Source organism: Bifidobacterium sp. KRGSERBCFTRI, assembly GCF_025908335.1.
The window spans coordinates 2,632,112-2,651,624 of record NZ_CP109653.1 but is presented as its reverse complement, the minus strand read 5'-3'; the positions used below and the strand labels follow the sequence as shown (position 1 = coordinate 2,651,624).

Annotated in this window: 17 protein-coding genes, 3 pseudogenes and 1 riboswitch; of the genes and pseudogenes, 12 read left to right on the top strand and 8 right to left on the bottom strand. The window is 58.7% G+C overall.

The genetic code is table 11. The features are described 5' to 3' along the window. Window positions 1–115 precede the first annotated feature (115 nt). The 7 genes and pseudogenes from OGI63_RS11485 to OGI63_RS11455 form a co-directional block, all read right to left on the bottom strand. Window positions 116–1,495 (bottom strand): annotated as a pseudogene (locus OGI63_RS11485) (MFS transporter). A 298-nt stretch (window positions 1,496–1,793) separates the two neighbouring features. Then, window positions 1,794–2,836 (bottom strand): annotated as a pseudogene (locus OGI63_RS11480) (LacI family DNA-binding transcriptional regulator). Between the two features lie 102 nt (window positions 2,837–2,938). Further along, a complete protein-coding gene (locus OGI63_RS11475; protein WP_003810902.1) occupies window positions 2,939–3,304 on the bottom strand; it encodes an MTH1187 family thiamine-binding protein in 366 nt (121 codons plus the stop codon). A gap of 88 nt (window positions 3,305–3,392) precedes the next feature. Continuing rightward, window positions 3,393–4,235 carry a bifunctional hydroxymethylpyrimidine kinase/phosphomethylpyrimidine kinase gene (thiD, locus tag OGI63_RS11470; RefSeq protein ID WP_003810900.1) on the bottom strand — a complete coding sequence of 281 codons (843 nt, stop codon included), beginning with the start codon at window positions 4,233–4,235 and terminating at the stop codon, window positions 3,393–3,395. 134 nt (window positions 4,236–4,369) lie between these two features. Beyond that, a pseudogene (locus tag OGI63_RS11465) lies at window positions 4,370–5,119 on the bottom strand (thiamine phosphate synthase); the annotation flags it as partial. Between the two features lie 143 nt (window positions 5,120–5,262). Beyond that, the gene (locus OGI63_RS11460; RefSeq protein ID WP_011743478.1) at window positions 5,263–6,147 is read right to left on the bottom strand and encodes a hydroxyethylthiazole kinase; all 885 of its coding nucleotides are present in this window, start codon (window positions 6,145–6,147) and stop codon (window positions 5,263–5,265) included. Then, window positions 6,138–6,251, bottom strand: a riboswitch (TPP riboswitch). (Overlaps the previous gene by 10 nt.) A 177-nt stretch (window positions 6,252–6,428) precedes the next feature. After that, window positions 6,429–6,872, bottom strand: a complete 444-nt coding sequence (locus OGI63_RS11455; protein WP_041777361.1) for a MerR family transcriptional regulator — start codon at window positions 6,870–6,872, stop codon at window positions 6,429–6,431. A 227-nt stretch (window positions 6,873–7,099) separates the two neighbouring features. Between OGI63_RS11455 and OGI63_RS11450 the strand changes: the two genes are divergently transcribed. The 4 genes from OGI63_RS11450 (at window position 7,100) to OGI63_RS11435 (ending at window position 9,855) form a co-directional block, all read left to right on the top strand. Further along, window positions 7,100–7,975, top strand: a complete 876-nt coding sequence (locus OGI63_RS11450; RefSeq protein ID WP_011743476.1) for an aldo/keto reductase — start codon at window positions 7,100–7,102, stop codon at window positions 7,973–7,975. Further along, the gene (locus tag OGI63_RS11445; protein ID WP_021913383.1) at window positions 7,972–8,244 is read left to right on the top strand and encodes a flavodoxin; all 273 of its coding nucleotides are present in this window, start codon (window positions 7,972–7,974) and stop codon (window positions 8,242–8,244) included. The genes OGI63_RS11450 and OGI63_RS11445 overlap by 4 nt, the downstream gene beginning before the upstream one ends. A 353-nt stretch (window positions 8,245–8,597) precedes the next feature. Beyond that, the gene (locus OGI63_RS11440; protein ID WP_227561621.1) at window positions 8,598–9,275 is read left to right on the top strand and encodes a DUF4230 domain-containing protein; all 678 of its coding nucleotides are present in this window, start codon (window positions 8,598–8,600) and stop codon (window positions 9,273–9,275) included. Further along, the gene (locus tag OGI63_RS11435; RefSeq protein WP_229060142.1) at window positions 9,262–9,855 is read left to right on the top strand and encodes a DUF4230 domain-containing protein; all 594 of its coding nucleotides are present in this window, start codon (window positions 9,262–9,264) and stop codon (window positions 9,853–9,855) included. The genes OGI63_RS11440 and OGI63_RS11435 overlap by 14 nt, the downstream gene beginning before the upstream one ends. 24 nt (window positions 9,856–9,879) lie before the next feature. Here the strand turns inward: OGI63_RS11435 and OGI63_RS11430 are convergent, their stop codons facing one another. Next, the gene (locus OGI63_RS11430; RefSeq protein WP_011743473.1) at window positions 9,880–11,031 is read right to left on the bottom strand and encodes a hypothetical protein; all 1,152 of its coding nucleotides are present in this window, start codon (window positions 11,029–11,031) and stop codon (window positions 9,880–9,882) included. A gap of 159 nt (window positions 11,032–11,190) precedes the next feature. On the opposite strand from OGI63_RS11430, the gene OGI63_RS11425 reads away from it, so the two are divergent. From OGI63_RS11425 to OGI63_RS11390, 8 genes are all read left to right on the top strand, one after another. Continuing rightward, window positions 11,191–12,666 (top strand): glycine--tRNA ligase, encoded by a 1,476-nt coding sequence (locus OGI63_RS11425; protein ID WP_011743472.1) that lies wholly within the window; start codon window positions 11,191–11,193, stop codon window positions 12,664–12,666. Window positions 12,667–12,707: 41 nt separating this feature from the next. Beyond that, window positions 12,708–13,937: a tRNA dihydrouridine synthase DusB gene (gene dusB / locus OGI63_RS11420; protein ID WP_003810853.1), complete on the top strand. Its 1,230-nt coding sequence runs from the start codon at window positions 12,708–12,710 to the stop codon at window positions 13,935–13,937. A gap of 179 nt (window positions 13,938–14,116) precedes the next feature. Next, on the top strand, window positions 14,117–15,346 hold the full coding sequence (gene ftsZ, locus OGI63_RS11415) for a cell division protein FtsZ (protein ID WP_113736384.1): 1,230 nt from the start codon (window positions 14,117–14,119) through the stop codon (window positions 15,344–15,346). A 30-nt stretch (window positions 15,347–15,376) separates the two neighbouring features. Next, window positions 15,377–15,859, top strand: coding sequence for a cell division protein SepF (locus tag OGI63_RS11410; protein ID WP_011743470.1), 483 nt, complete (start codon window positions 15,377–15,379; stop codon window positions 15,857–15,859). Window positions 15,860–15,950: 91 nt separating this feature from the next. Continuing rightward, complete coding sequence (locus tag OGI63_RS11405; RefSeq protein ID WP_011743469.1) at window positions 15,951–16,232, top strand: YggT family protein; 282 nt, start codon at window positions 15,951–15,953, stop codon at window positions 16,230–16,232. Between the two features lie 109 nt (window positions 16,233–16,341). Then, window positions 16,342–17,940: a DivIVA domain-containing protein gene (locus OGI63_RS11400; RefSeq protein ID WP_011743468.1), complete on the top strand. Its 1,599-nt coding sequence runs from the start codon at window positions 16,342–16,344 to the stop codon at window positions 17,938–17,940. A 21-nt stretch (window positions 17,941–17,961) separates the two neighbouring features. Continuing rightward, window positions 17,962–18,525, top strand: coding sequence for a signal peptidase II (gene lspA, locus OGI63_RS11395; RefSeq protein ID WP_011743467.1), 564 nt, complete (start codon window positions 17,962–17,964; stop codon window positions 18,523–18,525). Next, window positions 18,522–19,451, top strand: coding sequence for an RluA family pseudouridine synthase (locus OGI63_RS11390; protein ID WP_003810838.1), 930 nt, complete (start codon window positions 18,522–18,524; stop codon window positions 19,449–19,451). The genes lspA and OGI63_RS11390 overlap by 4 nt, the downstream gene beginning before the upstream one ends. Window positions 19,452–19,513 lie beyond the last annotated feature (62 nt).

The following is a 19,513-nucleotide window of genomic DNA, read 5'->3' as shown; positions in this document are numbered from 1 at the left end:
TTCGGACACCACGATTGTTGTTATGATGCGTACGGTACCGATGATGATCGCGGGAGAAGGGATGTAGGTTGCGACCACCATCGACGCCGTACGCCGACTTAGTACGGGCTGAGACTCAGGCCTTCACTTCCGCATCAGCGGCCTTCATGGCCTTGAGCTGCTTGTCAGTGTAGAACGGATCGCCGCCGACTTCCTGATCATCCTTCTTGATGACGAAGAAGCCGTAGACCAGAGCCGCAAACACGATGGCAGAGATGGTGAAGAAGGTCGGACGGTCGCCCATGGCATCATGCAGAGCACCCATCGGGGTGGAGAAAATCACCTGGCCGACCTGGGAAGCGATCTGGAAACCAACCATGTACAGGGTGGCAGACAGCTTCGTGTCGAAGTGCAGGGTGAAGTAGCGGAACGCCGGCAGGCAGAACAGCGGTACCTCGATGGAGTGGAACAGCTTGACGATGGAGACGGAGACCGGGTCATGGAACACGCCGCACAGACCGATACGGGCGAACATCACGGTGGCGCCGAGCAGCAGGGAGTTACGCACGCCGATCTTCTTCATGATGATCGGGACGACGCCCATCATGGCGGACTCAAGGAACACCTGGAAGGAGTTCAGGGTGCCGTAGGTGGCGTTGCCGATTTCGGTGGTCGGGAAGAGGGAGGCGTAGTAGTTCGGGAACATCTGCTGATCGAACACGGTGTAGAAGGTGTTGGTGAACAGCATGAAGACGATGAGCACCCACAGGGTCGGCATCTTCAGGACGGAGACCATTTCCTTGAAGGACGGGTTGGTCGGAGTTGCGTTCGGATCAGCTTCCTTCTTGAGTTCTTCCTTCTGCTCGGCCGGAACCCAGAAAGCATAGACGCACAGCATGCTGGGGCCGCAGATGGAACCAACCCAGAAGTTCAGCAGCGGGTTGATGTTGAACAGGAAGCCTGCGCACAGTGCCACGACAGCGTAGCCGAAGGAGCCCTAAGCGCGGGACTGGCCGTATTCGAAGCCGAACTTACGGGAGTAACGTTCGGTGATGGCTTCGAACAGGGAGCAGCCGGCCATGAAGCCTGCGGACAGCACGATGGAGCCGAGAAGCACGCCGATGAATCGGGTGGTGCCGCCGGCGGTCAGCATCGGCTGGTACACGAACTGCACGAACGGGCCAACGCATGCAGCGACCGCAGAGATGAAGATCACGAGCTTACGCTTAATGCCCAGCTGGTCCTGAATGGTGCCGTAAACGAACATGATGACCAGGGTGGCCAAGGAGTTGATGGAGTAGATCTGGCCCTGTTCCGCGGAGCTCATGCCCAGACCGTGGGTCGGGTCAGTGAGCCAGCGGGAGAAGAAGGACCACCAGATGCCCCAGGAACAGAAGAACATGAAAATGCCGAAGGAGCTCTGCAGATAGGAAGGATTCTTCCATACAGAACGTGTTTTGCTTGCCATTTTGATTCTCTTTTTCTCTTCGCGCTGCCGCTGCCGCGCGGCAGCGATCGCTTCCGATGTTGTTTTGGCTTGCGCCTGCTCTGATTTCAGCTGCCGTGCCGAAAAGCGAACATGGCTTCAAGATAGCATGTTGCAACTGCTTCGTCAATCGTTTGACGTCAATCGTTTGACGTCAAACGTTTGTAAGGATTTGCGGATAGTTGAAATTAAGCCTGAATCAACTGCTGGCGGACTGTTGGCACGATTGCTTTATTCGGCGTGTCGTGAACAAACGCACAATTTTCATGTATAGAAAATGGCTGTGCGAACAATCGTAAGCATTTGAATCGTTGTAAAAACAGAAAAATCAGGATATGACGGAATCTTTTTCCAACAATGCGCAGTGGATCTTCGCCGGAATCGGCGCATCAAGCGGCGGCAGGGAAGCTCTGGCGGATGGACATGAACTGGTATCCACATCCTTGCCTTCAATCATGGAAATCAGCTTGCAGGCTGACCAATAGCCCATTTCGTAATGTGGCAGTTCGACGGTGGTCAGCTGCGGTTCAAGTGTCTCTGCGAACACGCGGTGGTTGTCCACGCCGACCACGGAAATATCCTTGCCTACCGTAAGCCCTCTTCTTGCCGCGCATTCGTACACATACCAGGCGCGCGCATCATTGAAGCAGAAGAAGCCGTCCGGATGCTCGTCGTCGAACAACTTGTTCACGGCGCGTAAAGCTGGACCGTCGTTCATTACGTTGCATACCAGCGATGGGTTGAACGCACGTCCGGCCTCCTGCAACGCGGTGCAGTAGCCGGCAAGACGACCGTCCTGCGCGATCATGTTTTCCGCGCAACCCACGTACGCGATACGTTTGCAATCGGCCTGCAGCAACCGTATCGTGGCGTCATAGCGATCATGAACTCGTCGGGCTCGACGCTGGGAACCTTGTTCTCATAATCGGTGGCGTCCACCATCACCACGGGATAATCGCTCAACGATTCAGGCACATGCGCGATGCGGTTCGACATCTTCGAATAGAAGAATCCATCCACGCCGTATCGTTTCAACGTGGCGATTTCGTTCTCCTCGCTCGCCTTGCCGTCGGTGCTGACTGTGAACAGCATGTAGCCGTAGGCACTGGCCGCATCCTGCGCGCCCAGAATGATGCCGCCTGCGTATGGTGTGGTGGCAACTTCCTCGCTGATGAAGCCGAGGATTCGGGTTTTGTTGGTACGCAGGCTTCGCGCCAACGGATTGATCTTGTACCCGAGCTCGGTCGCTTTGTTGCGTACGAGTTTGGCGAGCGCGGGATTTACCCTGCCTTCGTCGCGTCCGTTGAGCACCAGGGATACAGTGGAGATGGATACCCCCGTTTGTTCGGCGATTTCCTTCATTGTCGTCATAATCGCAACACTATACCCAAATAAACGCGAAAAGCGCGCTTTTGCCAAGAAAAAGCGCGCTTTTTTACATGGAATGGTTTCGTTTCACCACTGTAAAGGGGGTTATTTCGACAGAATCTCGTTTACCAGTTCCTGCTTGGCGTGGATCTGTCCTTCGAAACCGGGGCGGATGTCGAGACGGATCACCACGTCGGTGCGGTATCCCTGGCCGGCGAGCTTCATGGTAGCGTCGCGGATCACCTTGAGCACATCGTCGATGTCTCCTTCGATGTTGGTGAACATGGCGTTCGTCTCGTTCGGCAGGCCGGATTCACGGATCACATCCACGGCCTGCGCCACGTACGTGGACTTCTCCGGGCTGGCGCCGGCGGGGGAGATGGCTACTGCGGCAAGCGTGTTGATATACGGTTTGCCGGTTTCCGGATTGACGGGCACTTCCTGCTTTTCTGCGTTGCGATCGAGCGTCATGATTACCTTTCTCAGCGTTGTCTCGTGTGTTTTCGTGCGATTACTTGTTGTACTGTTCCAACGGTTGCCGTGGTTCGCGTGGCTTGGCTCAACGCCACTTCCACGCGTGGTCCATCGGACCGGAACCATGTCCAAGATCGAGCTGCGCTTCCAAAGCGCCGGTCAGGTACAGCTTGGCATGGTCGACGGCCGTCGGCAGCGCCTCGCCAAGAGCCAAATGGCTGGCGATGGCGGAAGACAGTGTGCAGCCGGTGCCGTGCGTGTTCGGGTTGTTGATGCGACGGGAACGGAACCAGGTGATCTTGCCATCCGGCTCGACAAGCACGTCACTCGCGTCATGCGTGCCGTGGCCGCCCTTGACGAGCACCGCGCAGCCGAAATGGCCGGCGAGCAGATGACCTGCGGTCACCATGTCGTTCTCGGTGGAGATGGATTCGCCGTTCTCATAGTCGATTGCGCCCGCACCCTGCTCTACGGCCAAGTCGCACAGTACCTGGGTCTCCGGCATGTTCGGCGTGATCACAGTGGCCAGCGGGAACAGTTTGGACGTCAGCGCCGCGATGGCATCATCCTCGATGAGCTTCGCGCCGGACGTGGCCACCATCACCGGGTCGAGCACCACGTTCTTCGCGTTGTGCGCGGTCAGACGGTCGGCGATCACGGTGATGAGCTCGGCGCTGGACACCATGCCAATCTTCACCGCCACCGGCGGAATGTCTTCGAACACCGCGTCGATCTGCGCCGCAAGCATTTCCGGGGGAGTGTTGGTGACCATCGTCACGCCGGTGGTGTTCTGCGCGGTCAGCGCCGCGATCGCGGTCATGCCGAACACGCCGTTGGCGAGCATGGTCTTCAAATCCGCCTGAATGCCGGCACCGCCGGACGAATCCGATCCTGCGATGCTCAATACCGGTGGCAATGTGCTGGTCATGGTAACTCTCCTTATTAGGCTCACTGATTCATTGATTATCTTCACTGAGCTCACTGATACAGTGTAGAACCACCTTTGCGGAACTTCTCGCTCATCTCAGCGGGCTTGTCGATTTCCTGTACGACGGACTACTTCACACGCGGCGCATAGCCGTGCTTCGCGTCGCCGCGCACCGCCTTCCAGCGCGTCACCATTTCGCGGGTGGCCGCTTCCGGATCGTCGGCACCGGCGATCGCGGACACCACGAACCAGCCGGCCGCCTTCGAACGGGCCAGCATCTCCATATCGTCGGCATGTACGCCGCCGCCGACCACTACCGGGAACTCGCTCGCCGCGCAAATCGCGTTGATCTGTTCCTCGTCAAGCGTGTGCCCGGAACCGTCGTTGCCGCCCACGGAAGCCTCCGGCTTGGTGGTGGACACATGTAGCGGGCCGGCGCCGATGTAGTCGATGCAGCCGCTCGGCAGCTCGTTGATAAGCTTCACCAGACTTTCGGTCTCGGCGGACAGGCCCACGATGGCATCCTCGCCGAGCAGCGCGCGAGCCTCCTGCGGTTCCATATCGGTCTGGCCGATATGCACGCCATCCACCTTGATGCCCTTGTCGCGCGCCTGCCACACCACATCCACGCGGTCGTCGATCACAAACGCCACGGAATCGGACTTGCCGCTGTTCTTGATGACCTGCGCGATATCGCGGGCCATTTCGGTGATATCCTTCGCATCCGCGTTCTTGGCGCGCAATTGGATGAACGTCGCGCCCCCACGCAACGCGTCATCCACCACATCCGTCACCGGCCGGCCCTTGCAATCCTGCGGACCGACCACGAAATACGCGCTCATATCAAAGCAGTCGCGCATCGAGGCGAATGGATAATTATTCATTGGTCTCCCCTTTGTTGTTCTTTGGGTAAGTGCTCCAGAAGAAGTCTTGTTATTTTCCGTTTATTTTCCGTCGCACCGCACTGAACGTATATATTCCGTATATACGATTGCGATGGTGCGAAACCATCCACGGAACGTTGCGGTCAGTTGGTTTCGATGATGTCGGACGCGGCCACCTGGTCGGCGGTGACGTTCCACAGCGCGTCGAGCAGCGCCACCTGGAACGAACCGGGGCCATCGGATTTGACTTCGGCGATTTCGGACGCACGATCATACAGCAGCGACGCGGCAAGGGCGGCGACCAGCGGCTCGGCCACGGCAAGATACGTTGCGGTCACGCCGCCGAGCGAACAGCCGGCGCCGGTGATCTTCGTCATCATCGCGCTGCCTCCGGGCAGGCGGAACGTGCGCTCGCCGTCGGTCACCAGATCAACCGCGCCGGACACCGCGACCGCGCCTGCTCCAACGGGGGAGCGCTTCGCCAGATGGCGGGCGAGACGCTTGGCCGCGTCGACCGCGGCATCGACCTCATCGACGGCTTCCACGCCGGCGGGACGGGTCGCGGGCGTGGTGCTGTCGGCGTCGGCGAGTCCCCACATCGCGTCGAGCGCGATGATCTCGCTGGCGTTGCCGCGCACGATGGTCGGCGGAACGTCACGGAACGATTCGAGGATGGCGGTGCGTGTCTCGCCGATGCCGGCCGCGACCGGATCGAGCACCCAGGTTTTGCCGTTCTCATGTAGCTTGCGCGCGATCTCGGGCAGCGCGTTCTTGAAGAACGGCAGCAACGTTCCCACGTTGATGTAATTGGATCCTGCGATTTCGGCGGTGGCGATCACGTCATCCGGCAGATAGCTCATGGCCGCGGTGCCGCCCGCGGCGAGCTGCGCGTTGGCCACCAGATTGATGGTTACGAAATTGGTGAACGACTGCGCCAATGGTGTCTGCCCGCGCACGTCCGTGACGGCTTGTTTGATGGCGGCACGCAATGTGCCGAGTGCGTCATTGGTGGATGGGTCATCGCTCATGATCTGCTCCCTACGTTGGTCCTAACCAACAGGTTCAAAGGGTCAGGCGTTCATGCCTATCTCAGCTTGATGGACTTGGACATCAAGCACCCCCGCATGTTTACAACAGTGGTTAATCTATCTGCGTCCCTTGACAGGCGCGATTCCGTAGGTGATTTTGGGCTTCCGTAGGTGGTTGCTGCCGGATAAGCATCGGCGAGATGCCTGGAATTAGGCGTTTGCTCGTGTCCGGATTCGAAGCTGACCGCCTACGGAACGCAAAAATCACCTACGGAACGCAGTCAGTCGCTTTGCGTCGTGTCGATGACGTTGCTGCAGTATGCCGTCCTGCCGGCAGTCACGTCGGCGTAGAAGCGCTGTTTTTCATCGATGTATGCGATGGCTTTACGCAGTTCCTCCAGTTGCGTCTCCAGATGCTCGCGTTTTTCGGCAAGGATTTCCTGACGTTCCGGTATCGATGACTCACCTTTAAGACAGAGTTGCGTGTAGTGCCGCATCTCCTTGATGCCCAGACCGCAGCGTTTGAGGCATGTCAGGCCGTTGATCCATGCGATGCATCGCTCGTCGAAGACGCGTCGGTTGTTCTGGTCTCGTTTGAGACCGGGCACGAGTCCTGAATTGCAATAGAACTTCAATGCTTCGTAATTCATGCCGGTTAGTTTGCAGGCCTGCTTCATCGTATAGGTTTTCATGTTCTTATGGAGTGGCACTGCCGTGATTGCCATACGTGGCTCCTTTCGGACGCTGCGCGGCAGGACGTTCGGCGGGTGCCGCCGGATGGGGTCGGGCTTGAGGCGCATTGTTCTTTTTGTTTGTACCTATCATGTCACATTTCCGGTTATTAATACCGGTAGATAGTACCGGCGTGCCGTAATTTGACCGGTAGCAGCTACCGGATTTTATCGTGGGGGTCAGAACGGCATACATGCCGGCACTGAATACCGACGAATTTATGGAAGGAAAAACAGTGGAATACGTGAAACTTGCCAACGGTATTGAGATTCCGAAGATCGGATACGGCGTCTTCCAGATCAGCAAGGACGATGCTCCTCGCTGCGTGCGCGAGGCCATCGAGACCGGGTACCGCCATATCGACACCGCACAGTCGTACTTCAACGAGGCCGAAGTCGGCCAAGGAATCAAGGATTCCGGTATCGATCGTAAGGATCTGTTCCTCACTACCAAGATCTGGATCAGCAATTACGGCTATGAGAACACGCTGAGGTCCGTCGATGTGTCCTTGAAGAAGCTTGGCACCGACTATCTCGATCTGGTGTTACTGCACCAGCCGTTTTCCGATACCTACGGCGCGTGGCGTGCACTCGAAAAGCTCTACAAGGACGGCGTGATCCGCGCCATCGGCGTGAGTAACTTCTATCCGGATCGTCTGGCCGATATGGTCGCCTTCAATGAGATCGCCCCGATGGTCGATCAGGTCGAGACTAATCCGCTCAACCAGCAGATCGAAGCTCGCAAGAACATGGTCAAGCGGGGCGTGGCTCAGGAAGCATGGGCTCCGTTCGGGGAGGGCATGCAGAACATGTTCTCCAATCCCACCCTGGCCAGGATCGGCGAGGCGCATGGCAAGTCCGTCGCGCAGGTGATCCTGCGTTGGCTCACCCAGCGCGACATCGTTGCTCTGCCCAAGTCCACGCACAAGGAGCGCATGGAAGAAAACCTGAACATTTTCGATTTCCGGCTCTCCGACAGCGAGATGGCAACCATCGCGGGCCTTGACACCAAGACCAGCATGTTCTTTCGCCACGACACCCCTGAGGCGGTCGACCGCTTCGTCGGTTATGTCAAGGAACGTGCCGGCCGCGAATGATTCCGGTCCATGACATGGTCGGTGCCGGCAGCACTGTGTATCTGGGCTTCCCGATTTGGTGGATGGCACCTGTTTGGCTGGTGAACGATTCCGTCAAATCCAACGATTTCGCAGGTAAGACGATCATTCCGTTCTGCACTTCCGCCAGCTCCGATATCGGCAACAGTGCATCCACGCTCCAGAAAATGGCAGGCAGCGGTACATGGCTTACCGGGCACCGTTTCTCGGAATCTGTTTCCGAGAAGGACGTGACCGATTGGCTGATTTAGTCCAAAAACGGTATCGCCGAATAGCGAAGACATGGGGCGACCATTGTACGTTCGGCTGCAGCATTTCGTGTGCTGAATAGCAGGTCGCCTCTTCCACGCTCTTTTGAGTATCCCATCCGAATGTTTAAGCCGGCGTGGAAGTAGTAAGTGGTATGTGTGCTGTCCTGCCTTGCAGGAAGACATGGCGGGCATTTTCATTATGATGAAACGTCATCAAATATCGGATTATTTCCGATAATCATTCCACGAGATGGGCTTCCCCGTATTATTTCCTGAGACGTTTGTGACGTCCCTATGTATTTGCGTGCGGGGATAGAATTGTTGACGGAAGAGAACCGTGAAAGGAATGTGCGTTGGCGAGAAATGACGGGAGTCGAAGGAGGCGGGGCGGTCTTTGCGATAGGTTGTTCGGCGATCTCAGTGCAAAAAAGTTGCGTAAGGTGTTGTTTGGCGCTGTTGCGGCAATTGTCACTGTTGCAGTTGTCCTGTTTGTGTGGAACGGTGTCGTTAAACCTGTTTTTGACAATGCAAGGACCGAATCTACCATCAGTGTGGAAAGCCAGTTGCAGGCGGCTGTGAATATCGACGATCTATCGACCGCGAAATTCCATTATGGCGGTGTTGCTGTAAAGAAAGACAATGCTGGTAAGGACAAGTGGCATGTTGCATATGAGGCGACGGTGACTGCTGGCGTCAAGATGAGCGATATCACGTTCGAAGTGGACGATACCGCGAAGACCGTCACTCCGATTCTGCCGAAGCCGACTATTGGGGACGTCGTGGTTGATAGCGGCAGCCTCGACTTTTTCGAGAACAATCCGTCCGTTGAAATTGATGAGGTGATCAAGCTTTGCAAGCAGGATGCGCAACAGGAAACCAAGACAAACGGAGACATTATTTCTATTGCTGCCAGCAATCTTGAACAAACTGTGGATGCGTTGACCAAGGATCTCGTGGAAGCAAAAGGATACAAATTGCAGAAGGCCGAGACCGTAAAGCTCACTAAGGAGACCGCGCATGCTGACGAATAATCGTTCCATGAAACGTGCGATTGCCGCATTATGTGTTGCTACGCTTGCATGTTCTGCTGTAGGGTGCGGCGAGGAAAAGAAAGAAGCTATCCCAACTTTCTCGAATGCCACGTATATCGCACAGATGGCCACATTAAAATGTTATTACCACAACACGGCCAAGCTCAGTCATGAGGGATCGTGGTTTTTCAATAATGGCTACAAACGTATGTGGATGGAATACAGTGGCATCGTGAAGTACGGTATTGATGCCGATAAAGTAACAATTAGTCCAGATGCCAACGGTCATAAAGTAATCATTACCGTGCCTCCAGCTCACGTGTTGGATGATCCGGACGTAAATGAGAAGTCGTTCAGCAAACCGCTGGTGAGCACTGGTTTCGCCACTTCGATTACCGCCGAAGAGAAAACGGAAATGTTTGATAAGGCCCAGCAAAGCATGCTGAAGCAGGCGAAAACCGATTCGGCGTTGCTTGCCCAAGCCGAAGCTCGCGCGTGGACTATTCTAGAGCAGTATGTGCGCAATGTGCTTGGCGACGACGCGAAGAACTGGACTATCGAATTCAAGGATGTGCAATAGTCGCCAAGCGGAAACCGACTCACATCACCCGCAATTGCCATCGTGGATGGCTGTGGCCAGCTGGTCGCTGTGCGCATCCATCGCGTATTCGGCGACGCCCTGCTGCTGGTCGGCGATGCGGTTGCGATCGGCCCCGAAAAACAGCACCGAATAGGAATTCGTCACCGCCTCGGTGCGGTCGGCCGCGATCGTCGGTTGGGTGGTGCCGCAGGAGACCATGATCGAACGGTGCGAGAGCTCGTGCTTGACCATGTCCACCAGCCAAGGGCTTCGCGCGGTCTGCGTCCAACCTGGGTGCGTGGTGAGGATATGCACGACATCCCGCTGCGTGCGGTCGGGCATCTGGCAGTAATAGGCCGCCACGAATCCGTTCGGATTCTCACCTGACTGGCCGCCGCAGTTGAATTCCATGGTCTGCTCGATCTGCACGCCCATCGTTGATACCACGTTCGTGGCGAGCGTGTACCATCCGGCCGGATCGAGATCGCCGTTGCGCTCAGGTACGGCGATCGCAGCCGCCGAGGCTTCCTCGCTGTGCAGATTGCTGACCGCGGACGAGACCTGCTGCTTCACGTCCGAGCGCAGCTTGTGCAATGATTCCAGTCCGGTGAGCATTTCCCGCATCGACGAATACTCACGCTGTTTGCCGTATCGGTCGATGAGCTCGTTCACCTGCGTCGGATCGTCCACCTGCAGCAGCCATTGCGCCGCATGCTGGCTGAAATCGTCCGCCATGGCCGCGTCGACCGCGCTGAGCAGCTCCTTGGTCTGTGCGTCGAGATTATGGGCCGCCACACGCATGCTGTCGATGATGGTGCGCTGCTGGTCGCGGTACAACAGCCCGATGATGCGTTCCTGCGGATTGTCCGACAGCAGATACTTGATCTGCTTGGTGTCGGCAAGCCGGTCGTAATCGTCCATATACTGTTGCACGGTTTCGATGTGTGCGGCGAATTGATCCGGATCATCCAGGCTCTGCGCGAACGTGATGCTGTCCTGCGCGGTCTGCCGGATGTCCTGCATCGTTTCGATCTGCGGCTTGACGTTACTGACCGCGTCGCTGGTGGTGGTGCGGAGGAAATTGGCGACGCTGGCGATGACCGCAAGCACGACAAGCACGCCCACGATGCGCAAGACATTTCGCCGGCCGCGCGAATTCGGGTTGTGGTACAGCATATCTCCAGCCTACTTTGTGTAATGCATCGTCTGCCGCCGTTCCGATCGCTTGCCGCATGGTCTCCCGTGCGCATGCGGGACGGCGGCTGGGCTGTCAGCATGTGACGGTAGGCTGTGCGGTTGTAAAGACCCCAAACCATTCAATCCAGAAGGTGCATTGTGGCTGTATCCAAACTCGATGAAGTCGTATCCCTCGCCAAGCGTCGTGGCTTTGTTTTTCCCGCCGGTGAAATCTACGGCGGAACCCGTTCCGCATGGGATTACGGTCCGCTCGGCGTGGCGTTGAAGGACAATATCAAGCGCGAATGGTGGCGCTCCATGGTCGTCACCCGTGGCGACGTGGTGGGCGTGGACACCTCCATCATCCTGCCGACCCCCGTGTGGGTGGCTTCTGGCCACGTGGCCGTCTTCAACGATCCGCTGGTGGAATGCCTTAACTGCCACAAGCGCCAGCGTTCCGACAAGCTTGAGGAATCCTATGCCGAGAAGCATGGAGACAAGCTGCCGGAGAACGGCATGGCCGACATCGTGTGCCCGGATTGCGGAACCCGCGGCAAGTGGACCGAACCGCGCGACTTCAACATGATGCTGCGCACCCACCTCGGCCCGGTCGAGGACGAGAACTCCCTGCACTATCTGCGTCCGGAAACCGCGCAGGGCATCTTCGTGGACTTCAAGAACGTGATGACCTCTTCCCGCAAGAAGCCGCCGTTCGGCATCGCCAACATGGGCAAGTCCTTCCGTAACGAGATCACGCCAGGCAACTTCATCTTCCGTACCCGTGAGTTCGAGCAGATGGAGATGGAGTTCTTCGTCAAGCCCGGCGAGGACGAAGCCTGGCACCAGTACTGGATCGACGCCCGCACCCAGTGGTACCTCGACCTCGGCGTCAAGCCGGAGAACCTGCGCCACTACGAGCATCCGAAGGAGAAGCTGGCCCACTATTCGAAGCGCACTGTCGACATCGAATACAAGTTCGGCTTCCAGGGCTCCGATTGGGGCGAGCTCGAAGGCATCGCCAACCGTACCGACTTCGACCTGTCCGCGCACGCGGAGCACTCCGGCGAGGACCTGAGCTACTTCAACCAGGCCACCGGTGAAAAGTACGTGCCGTATGTCATTGAGCCGGCCGCCGGCCTGACCCGCTCCCTCATGTGCTTCCTCGTCGACGCCTATGACGTGGACGAGGCTCCGAACACCAAGGGCGGTGTGGACAAGCGCACCGTGCTGCATCTCGACCCGCGTCTGGCTCCGGTCAAGGCCGCCGTGCTGCCGCTGAGCAAGAAGCCGGACCTGCAGTCCGTGGCCCAGAAGCTCGCCGCCGACCTGCGCCAGAACGAGTGGATGATCGACTACGACGAGGCCGGCGCGATTGGCCGTCGCTACCGCCGTGAGGACGAGATCGGCACCCCGCTGTGCGTCACCGTCGACTTCGACACCCTCGACGACCAGGCCGTCACCATCCGTGAACGCGACACCATGCAGCAGGAGCGCGTCAGCCTCGACAAGGTGGCCGACTACATCGCCGAGCGCATCGGCGAGAAGCGCGTCAGCGTGCCGCAGATGCCGGTCGAAATGGGCGGCGAGGCTTGGCCTGAGTCCGTCAAGATCGCCGAAGCCGGTGGCCTGTACTGATCGCCCCGAATCGGTCATATCGAACGGAACAAGTCTGACCTATGCCAGATAGCATTGTGAATGCCTACGAGGAATCCGACGTGCTCGACCCGCGTACCGACGCGGAACGGCCGTCGGTTCCTCCCGTTATAAAGCCCGTTGATCTGGGTCCGGTGCACGTCGAAACGCCGGTGGTGCTTTCGCCTATGGCGGGCGTCACCAACTGGCCGTTCCGCGTGATCTGCGAAAGCTACGGTCCCGACGGTCTGTACGTGGCGGAAATGATCACCGCGCGCGCATTGGTGGCCCGCAATCCGAAAGCCCTGCGCCTATGCCGTTTCGCACCCAGCGAGAAGATTCGTTCGCTGCAGCTGTACGGCGTCAATCCCTCGATTGTGGAGCAGGCCGCGAAAATCGTCATCGACGAGAACATGGCCGACCATGTCGACCTCAACTTCGGCTGCCCGGTGCCCAAGGTGACGCGTCGTGGCGGCGGATCCGCGCTGCCATGGAAGACGGACCTGTTCCGTGAGATCATCCAACGCGTGGTCAAGGTGTGCGACGCGGCCAACGTACCAGTCACGGCCAAAATCCGCGTCGGCATCGACCATGAACACGAGACGTTCCTCGAAGCCGGGCACATCGCGCAGGAGGAAGGCTGCAAGGCCGTCACCCTGCACGCGCGCACCACCGCCGAATATTACGGTGGGCATTCCGATTGGTCCCGCATTGGCGAGCTGGTTTCCGAGCTTGATATTCCCGTCTTCGGCAACGGGGATATTTGGGGTGCCAACGACGCGTTGGCGATGGTCGCCGAAACCGGTTGCGCGGGTGTTGCGATCGGCCGCGGCTGCCAAGGCCGTCCATGGTTGTTCGCCGACATCAAGAACGCGTTCGCCGGCAGTGACGAGCGCGTCGACCCCACGCTGGGCGACGTGTGCCGCGTGATCGAACGGCATGCCGAACTGCTGACCGAATTCTATGATGGTGACGAGCGGATGGCCGTGCATGACCTGCGCAAGCACGTCGCGTGGTATCTGAAGGGCTTCCCCGTGGGCGGTTCCACACGCCGTGCGTTCATGGAATGTGAAAATCTTGAGGATGTCCGGCGCGAGATAGGCAGACTCGACCCGAACATTCGGTTCCCAGAACGCATCGCCGACAAGCCAAGGGGGCGCGTGCGCTTCGCCAAAAAGGTGCATCTGCCTTACGGATGGTTGGAATCCCGGGAAACCACGCACGAGGAGCGTGAGGCGCTGTTCGGGGATGACCCGATGGATGCCAGCTACTAAAGCCCGTCACGCATGTTCGAAGAGCCGTGTACAAATGACTGAAGGGGTCAACGCAGGCAGAATGAACATGCTGACAGCAAAAAAGTGAAAAAACGGTGGTACACGCCTGGAAAAGTGCGCGTATCATCGGCGCGATTGCGATAGAGTTGTTCATATACGTGAGTGAACAGGAGACAATGGTGAGCGAGATTGCCCAGACTGACAATTTCAACGACAAGACCAACATCAAGGTCGTCGGTGTCGGTGGAGCCGGAGGCAACGCTGTCAATCGCATGATTGCGGAGGGTCTTCAAAGCGTCGAATTTATTGCGATCAACACTGATGCAAAGGATCTGCTGCGATCCGACGCCGATGTCAAGATCTCGCTGAACGATGCCTCCAGCCGTGGTCTGGGCGCTGGCGCCGACCCGGAAAAGGGTGCCAAGGCGGCGCAGGATCACCAGTCCGACATCGAAGAGGCGCTTAAGGGCTCCGACATGGTGTTCGTCACCTGCGGTGAGGGCGGTGGCACCGGAACCGGCGCCAGCCCGATCGTGGCACGTGCGGCCCACCAGCAGGGCGCGCTGACCATCGCCGTGGTGACCCGTCCGTTCAGCTTCGAAGGTCCGCAGCGTTCCGCTTCCGCCGCGCTCGGCATCGAGAACCTGCGCAAGGAAGTCGACGCGCTGATCGTCATTCCGAACGACCGACTGCTGGAACTGTCCGACCGCACCATTGGCATCGTCGACGCGTTCAAGACCGCCGACACCGCACTGCTGGCCGGCGTGCAGGGCATCACCGACCTGATTACCTCGAATTCGTACATCCACGTTGATTTCAACGATGTCAACGCGATTCTGCGTGGTGCCGGCACCGCGCTGTTCGGCATCGGTTCCGCTCGGGGAGAGGACCGCGCCACGCAGGCCGCGGAAATCGCCATCAGCTCGCCGCTGCTGGAGGAAAGCATCGAGGGTGCGCATGGCGCACTGATCAACATCGCCGGTCCGACCGACCTGAAGCTGCAGGAAGCCGCAGCCGCGGTCGCGCTGGTGCAGAAGGCCATCCATCCGGAAGCGCAGATCATCTGGGGCCTGTCCCTGGACGACGCCTACGGCGACGAGGTGCGTGTCACCGTCATCGCGGCAGGTTTCGATGCCAATTCTAAGAAGCCCGACCAGCCGGCCGAAGAAAAGCCGGCCGCGGCCAAGGGAAACACGGTACCGCTGTCCGCGTTGTCCGCCGGCGTGCAGGCTCCCGCCCAGCAGCCGCAGCCGGTGCAGACTCCGGCGGTGCCGCAGGTGCAGCCGCTGTCCAGCTACATTCCGTCCACTCCGGACCAGAACGTCGCCTCGTTCGACCAGACCACCGAGCATGAAGTGGTTTCGGCTAACGATCCGGGCGACCTCGATATTCCGGATTTCCTGCGCTAAAGTCAACGCGTAGACGCGAAAGGAACATACATGGCAGGTTTCATGAAGAACGCGATGTCGTACTTGGGAATGTCCGACGTCGCCGAGGGTGAGGATGATTTCGAGGATGACGTCGACACCGGCGAGACCTCGTTCGATTCGGATCATTCCGTCACCCCGATGCCTTCCTCTTCGGCTTCCGCTTCCACGCCGTCCGCTCCGCGTGAGCAGTCCAACCCGTTCCAGGGGGGTAGAGTGAGTCGCATCACCACCATCCATCCGAAGACCTATGACGATGCGCAGATGGTCGGTCGCGCCATTCGTGACGGCATTCCGGTGGTGCTGAACCTGACAGGTGTGGCCGAAGCCGTGGCATACCGCATCGTCGACTTCTCCGCCGGTGTGGTGTTCGGCGTGCGCGGCTCCATCGAACGCGTCACTCCGCGCGTGTTCCTGCTGAGCCCGGCCCAAGTGAACATCAAGGTCGAGGAGCCTGAAGACAAGGGTCCGGCCCACGACCTGTTCGCCGACTGAGCCGTGTAGCACAGAGCAAGCACAAATCAGACGATTATGCCCCCACTGAAAGCGGGGGCATTTTGTTATGCGCGCTTGATACAGTGGCAACGTGATTCTCTCGATAATTGGTAGCGTCGTCCATTTTCTGGTCAACGCCTATATCCTGGTGCTGTTCGTCCGCATGATTCTCGACTGGGTGTTGGCATTGTCGCCGACGTGGCGGCCAAGCGGAATCGTGGCCTCGTTGTTCGACGCCATCTACCAGCTGACGGAGCCGCCGTTAAGGTGGTTGCGGCAGTATATTCGTCCCGTTCCGCTCGGACCGATCTATTTTGACGTCGCGTATCTTGTGCTTTATTTCGTTCTTGTGGTCATTGATTTCCTTATTTAGCACCTCTAAAAAACCGTTTTTCCGCAAAATATCTATGGTTTCGTGCTAGAGTCGAACACTGAAAGCAACAACAGTAAGGCATCAAGCCCAAAGCGAGGTGTAAGGATTTATGGCTCTGTTGACGCCGAAAGATATTAGGGAGCATACTTTCCAGACCGTAAGGTTCAAGGAAGGCTATGACGTCGATGAAGTCGATGACTTCCTCGATCAGGTAACCGAGACGGTGGAAGCCCTTGGCAAGCAGGCAGTTGCCGGCGGACAGGCCACGCAGTCTCTTGGCCCAGATGTCGCAGGACTCAATTCCAAGATTTCCGAGTTGAATGCTCAGATCCAGTCCCTGCAGCAGGAGAACGCGACGCTGAAGTCCGCCTCCGAGCAGGCAGCTGGTGCGGGAGACCAGGCCGCTCAGGCCGCTCAGGCCGCGGCCGCCAAGCTTTCCGAGGCAGAGGAAAGCAATCGTGCGCTGTCTTCCCAGAACGAGCAGCTCAAGGGGCAGATCGATCGTCTGTCCGCGCAGGTCGATCAGCTCACCGCCCAGGCAGCCGAAGCGGCCGGTCAGGCCGACCTTGGCGAGCAGCTTACCGCCGTGCAGCACGAGCGTGACACGTTCCGCGCACAGACCGAGGACCTGTCCCGTCAGCTGGCATCGGCCCAGGAGCAGGTGGTCGTGGCTCAGCGTCAGAAGGAGCAGATCGATCAGCTCACCGCAAAGCTTCAGGAAGCGCAGGACCAGGTCGCTCAGGCCCAGCAGCTCACTCAGGAGCATGCTGCCCAGTCCCAGCAGCAGGATGCCCAGGTGAAGCAGCAGGCCATGCAGATTCAGCAGCTTGCCCAGCAGCTGAAGGATTCCCAGATTCGCGAGGCACAGCTGCGCGAACAGGTCGCCAAGTCCGAGCCGAGCACCGAAACCGGCAGCCTGCAGAAGATCGCAGGTGCCGCGGCAAGCGCCAATACCGAGCCGGAGCGCGCCACCGCCATGCTGACGCTGGCCATGCAGCTGCACGACCAGTACGTCGACAAGGGCAAGGCCAAGGCCAAGGAGATCACCGAGGAAAGCCAGCGCAAGTACGAAGAGATCATCGGCAGCGCCAACGACTACTCCAACCGCACTCGTTCCGAGGCTGACCAGTACTCCACCGACACCCGCGCCAACGCCGACAACTACCTGTCCGGCAAGACCCAGGATGGCGATGCCTATCTGGCACAGAAGCAGCAGGATGGCGATGCGTACCTGAACCAGAAGACCGAGGAGGGCGACGCCTACCTTGCGCAGAAGACCGAGGAAGGCAATGCCTATCTGGCCGGCAAGCAGCAGGATGGCGACGCTTATCTGGAGCAGAAGCAGCAGGAAGGCGACGCCTACTTCGCGCAGAAGCAGGAAGAGGGCGACGGCTACCTGGCTCAGAAGACCCAGGACGCCGACACGTACTTCTCCGACAAGCACACCGAGGCCGACAACTACGAAGCCGAAGTGCAGAAGCGCGCCTTCGACTACGATTCGAAGACCCGTACCGCTGCCGACGACTACGCCCAGCAGGTCCGCGACAACCTCGAGACCCAGACCAAGGTCATCGAAGGCAACATCAAGGGCCTCAAGCAGTTCGAAACCGAATACCGTGCACGACTCACCGACTTCCTCGGCCAGCTCGTCAACCAGGTGTCCGATACGAACAACTACGACCAGGACCCTCAGGACAACAACGACTGAGATTAGCCTGTGTCTGACATCATGAAGAATGATCAAAGACGGCTGCGCGACCGCGTGGCCGTCTTTGCGTGTATTGCGATCGCGGCGATCGCAATTGACCAGCTCACCAAGATGTGGGCTTTGTCCGCATTGGCCGATGGCCGTACCATACGCGTGATTCCCGGCCTGCTTTCGTTGACATTGGTGCGTAATCCAGGCGCCTCGCTCGGCATGGGCTCCGGCATGACGTGGCTGATTTCCCTGCTGGCGATGGCGGCCTGCGTGGCGTTGGTCGTACTTGCCGTCCGCACCATTTCCATGAAATGGACGGTGCTGTTCGCCTTCGCCTTCGCAGGAGCGTTCGGCAACCTCATCGACCGCGTCATCTATGCGGAAGGGTTCCTCAACGGCAAGGTCGTGGATTTCCTGAACTACGGATGGTCCATCGGCAACGTGGCGGACATCTTCCTCATGCTCGCGGGCGTTGCGGCGGTGTTGCTGCTGTTCCTCGGGGAACCGTTCAGCCAAAAGGACCTTGACGAGGCCAACGGCAAGACGCTTGGTGATGATGCGAACGCAACCGACGACGGGGCGAAAGCAGCATGAGCCGTCTCGTACCCGCTCCCGACGCGCTCGTCGGCAAACGATTCGACGTCGCGGTCGCCAAAATGCTTGGCATTTCCCGGGCCAAGGCGGCCGACCTCATCGAAAGCGGACAGGCGCGCGTGCTCGGCAGGGACATTTCCAAATCGTCGACCCTGCAGGCAGGCGAAACCGTAGAATTCGACATCGTCGAGGAACGGTCCGAACCGGAACCGATCGCCCATGACATGGCCGTCGTCTATGAGGACGACGATGTGGTCGTGGTGGACAAGCCGGTCGGCGTCGCCGCGCACGCATCCGTCGGATGGACCGGTCCGACGGTGCTTGGCAGCCTGATCGACAGGGGAGTGCACATCACGTCATATGGCGCGGCAGGCCGTCAAGGCATCGTGTCACGACTCGACGTGGGCACATCGGGACTGATGCTCGTATGCAAGTCCGATCTTGCGTACGTGGAGATGCGCCGGCAGTTCGCCGAACATGAGGTCGTCAAAACATATCACGCACTCGTGCAGGGCAATCTCAAAGAAGACAAAGCCACCATCGAAGCGCCGATCGGACGCGCCAAAGTCTCCGACTTCCGCTTCTGCGTGACACCGGCCGGCAAAGAGGCCATCACGCATTGGGACGTGATGGAACGTTTCGGCGAAGCCACGCTCGTATCCGTGAACCTGGAAACCGGCCGCACCCATCAGATCCGCGTGCATTTCTCATCCATCGGGCATCCGTTGGCGGGGGACGCCATGTACGGCGCGAATCCGCAGCTGAGCGAGGCGCTTGGCCTTGAACGGCAATGGCTGCACGCCATGCAATTGGAATTCCGCCATCCGCGTACGCACGTGTGGACCACGGTGAAATCGCACTATCCCGCCGACCTGCAGCATGCGCTTGACGTGATGCGCGCACGGCACGCCGACCAGTCCCTATAAAAGTGTGGCCGGACGGCCAGAAACGACTCCACGCCGTCATGAAGCCCAGCTAAATTGGAACG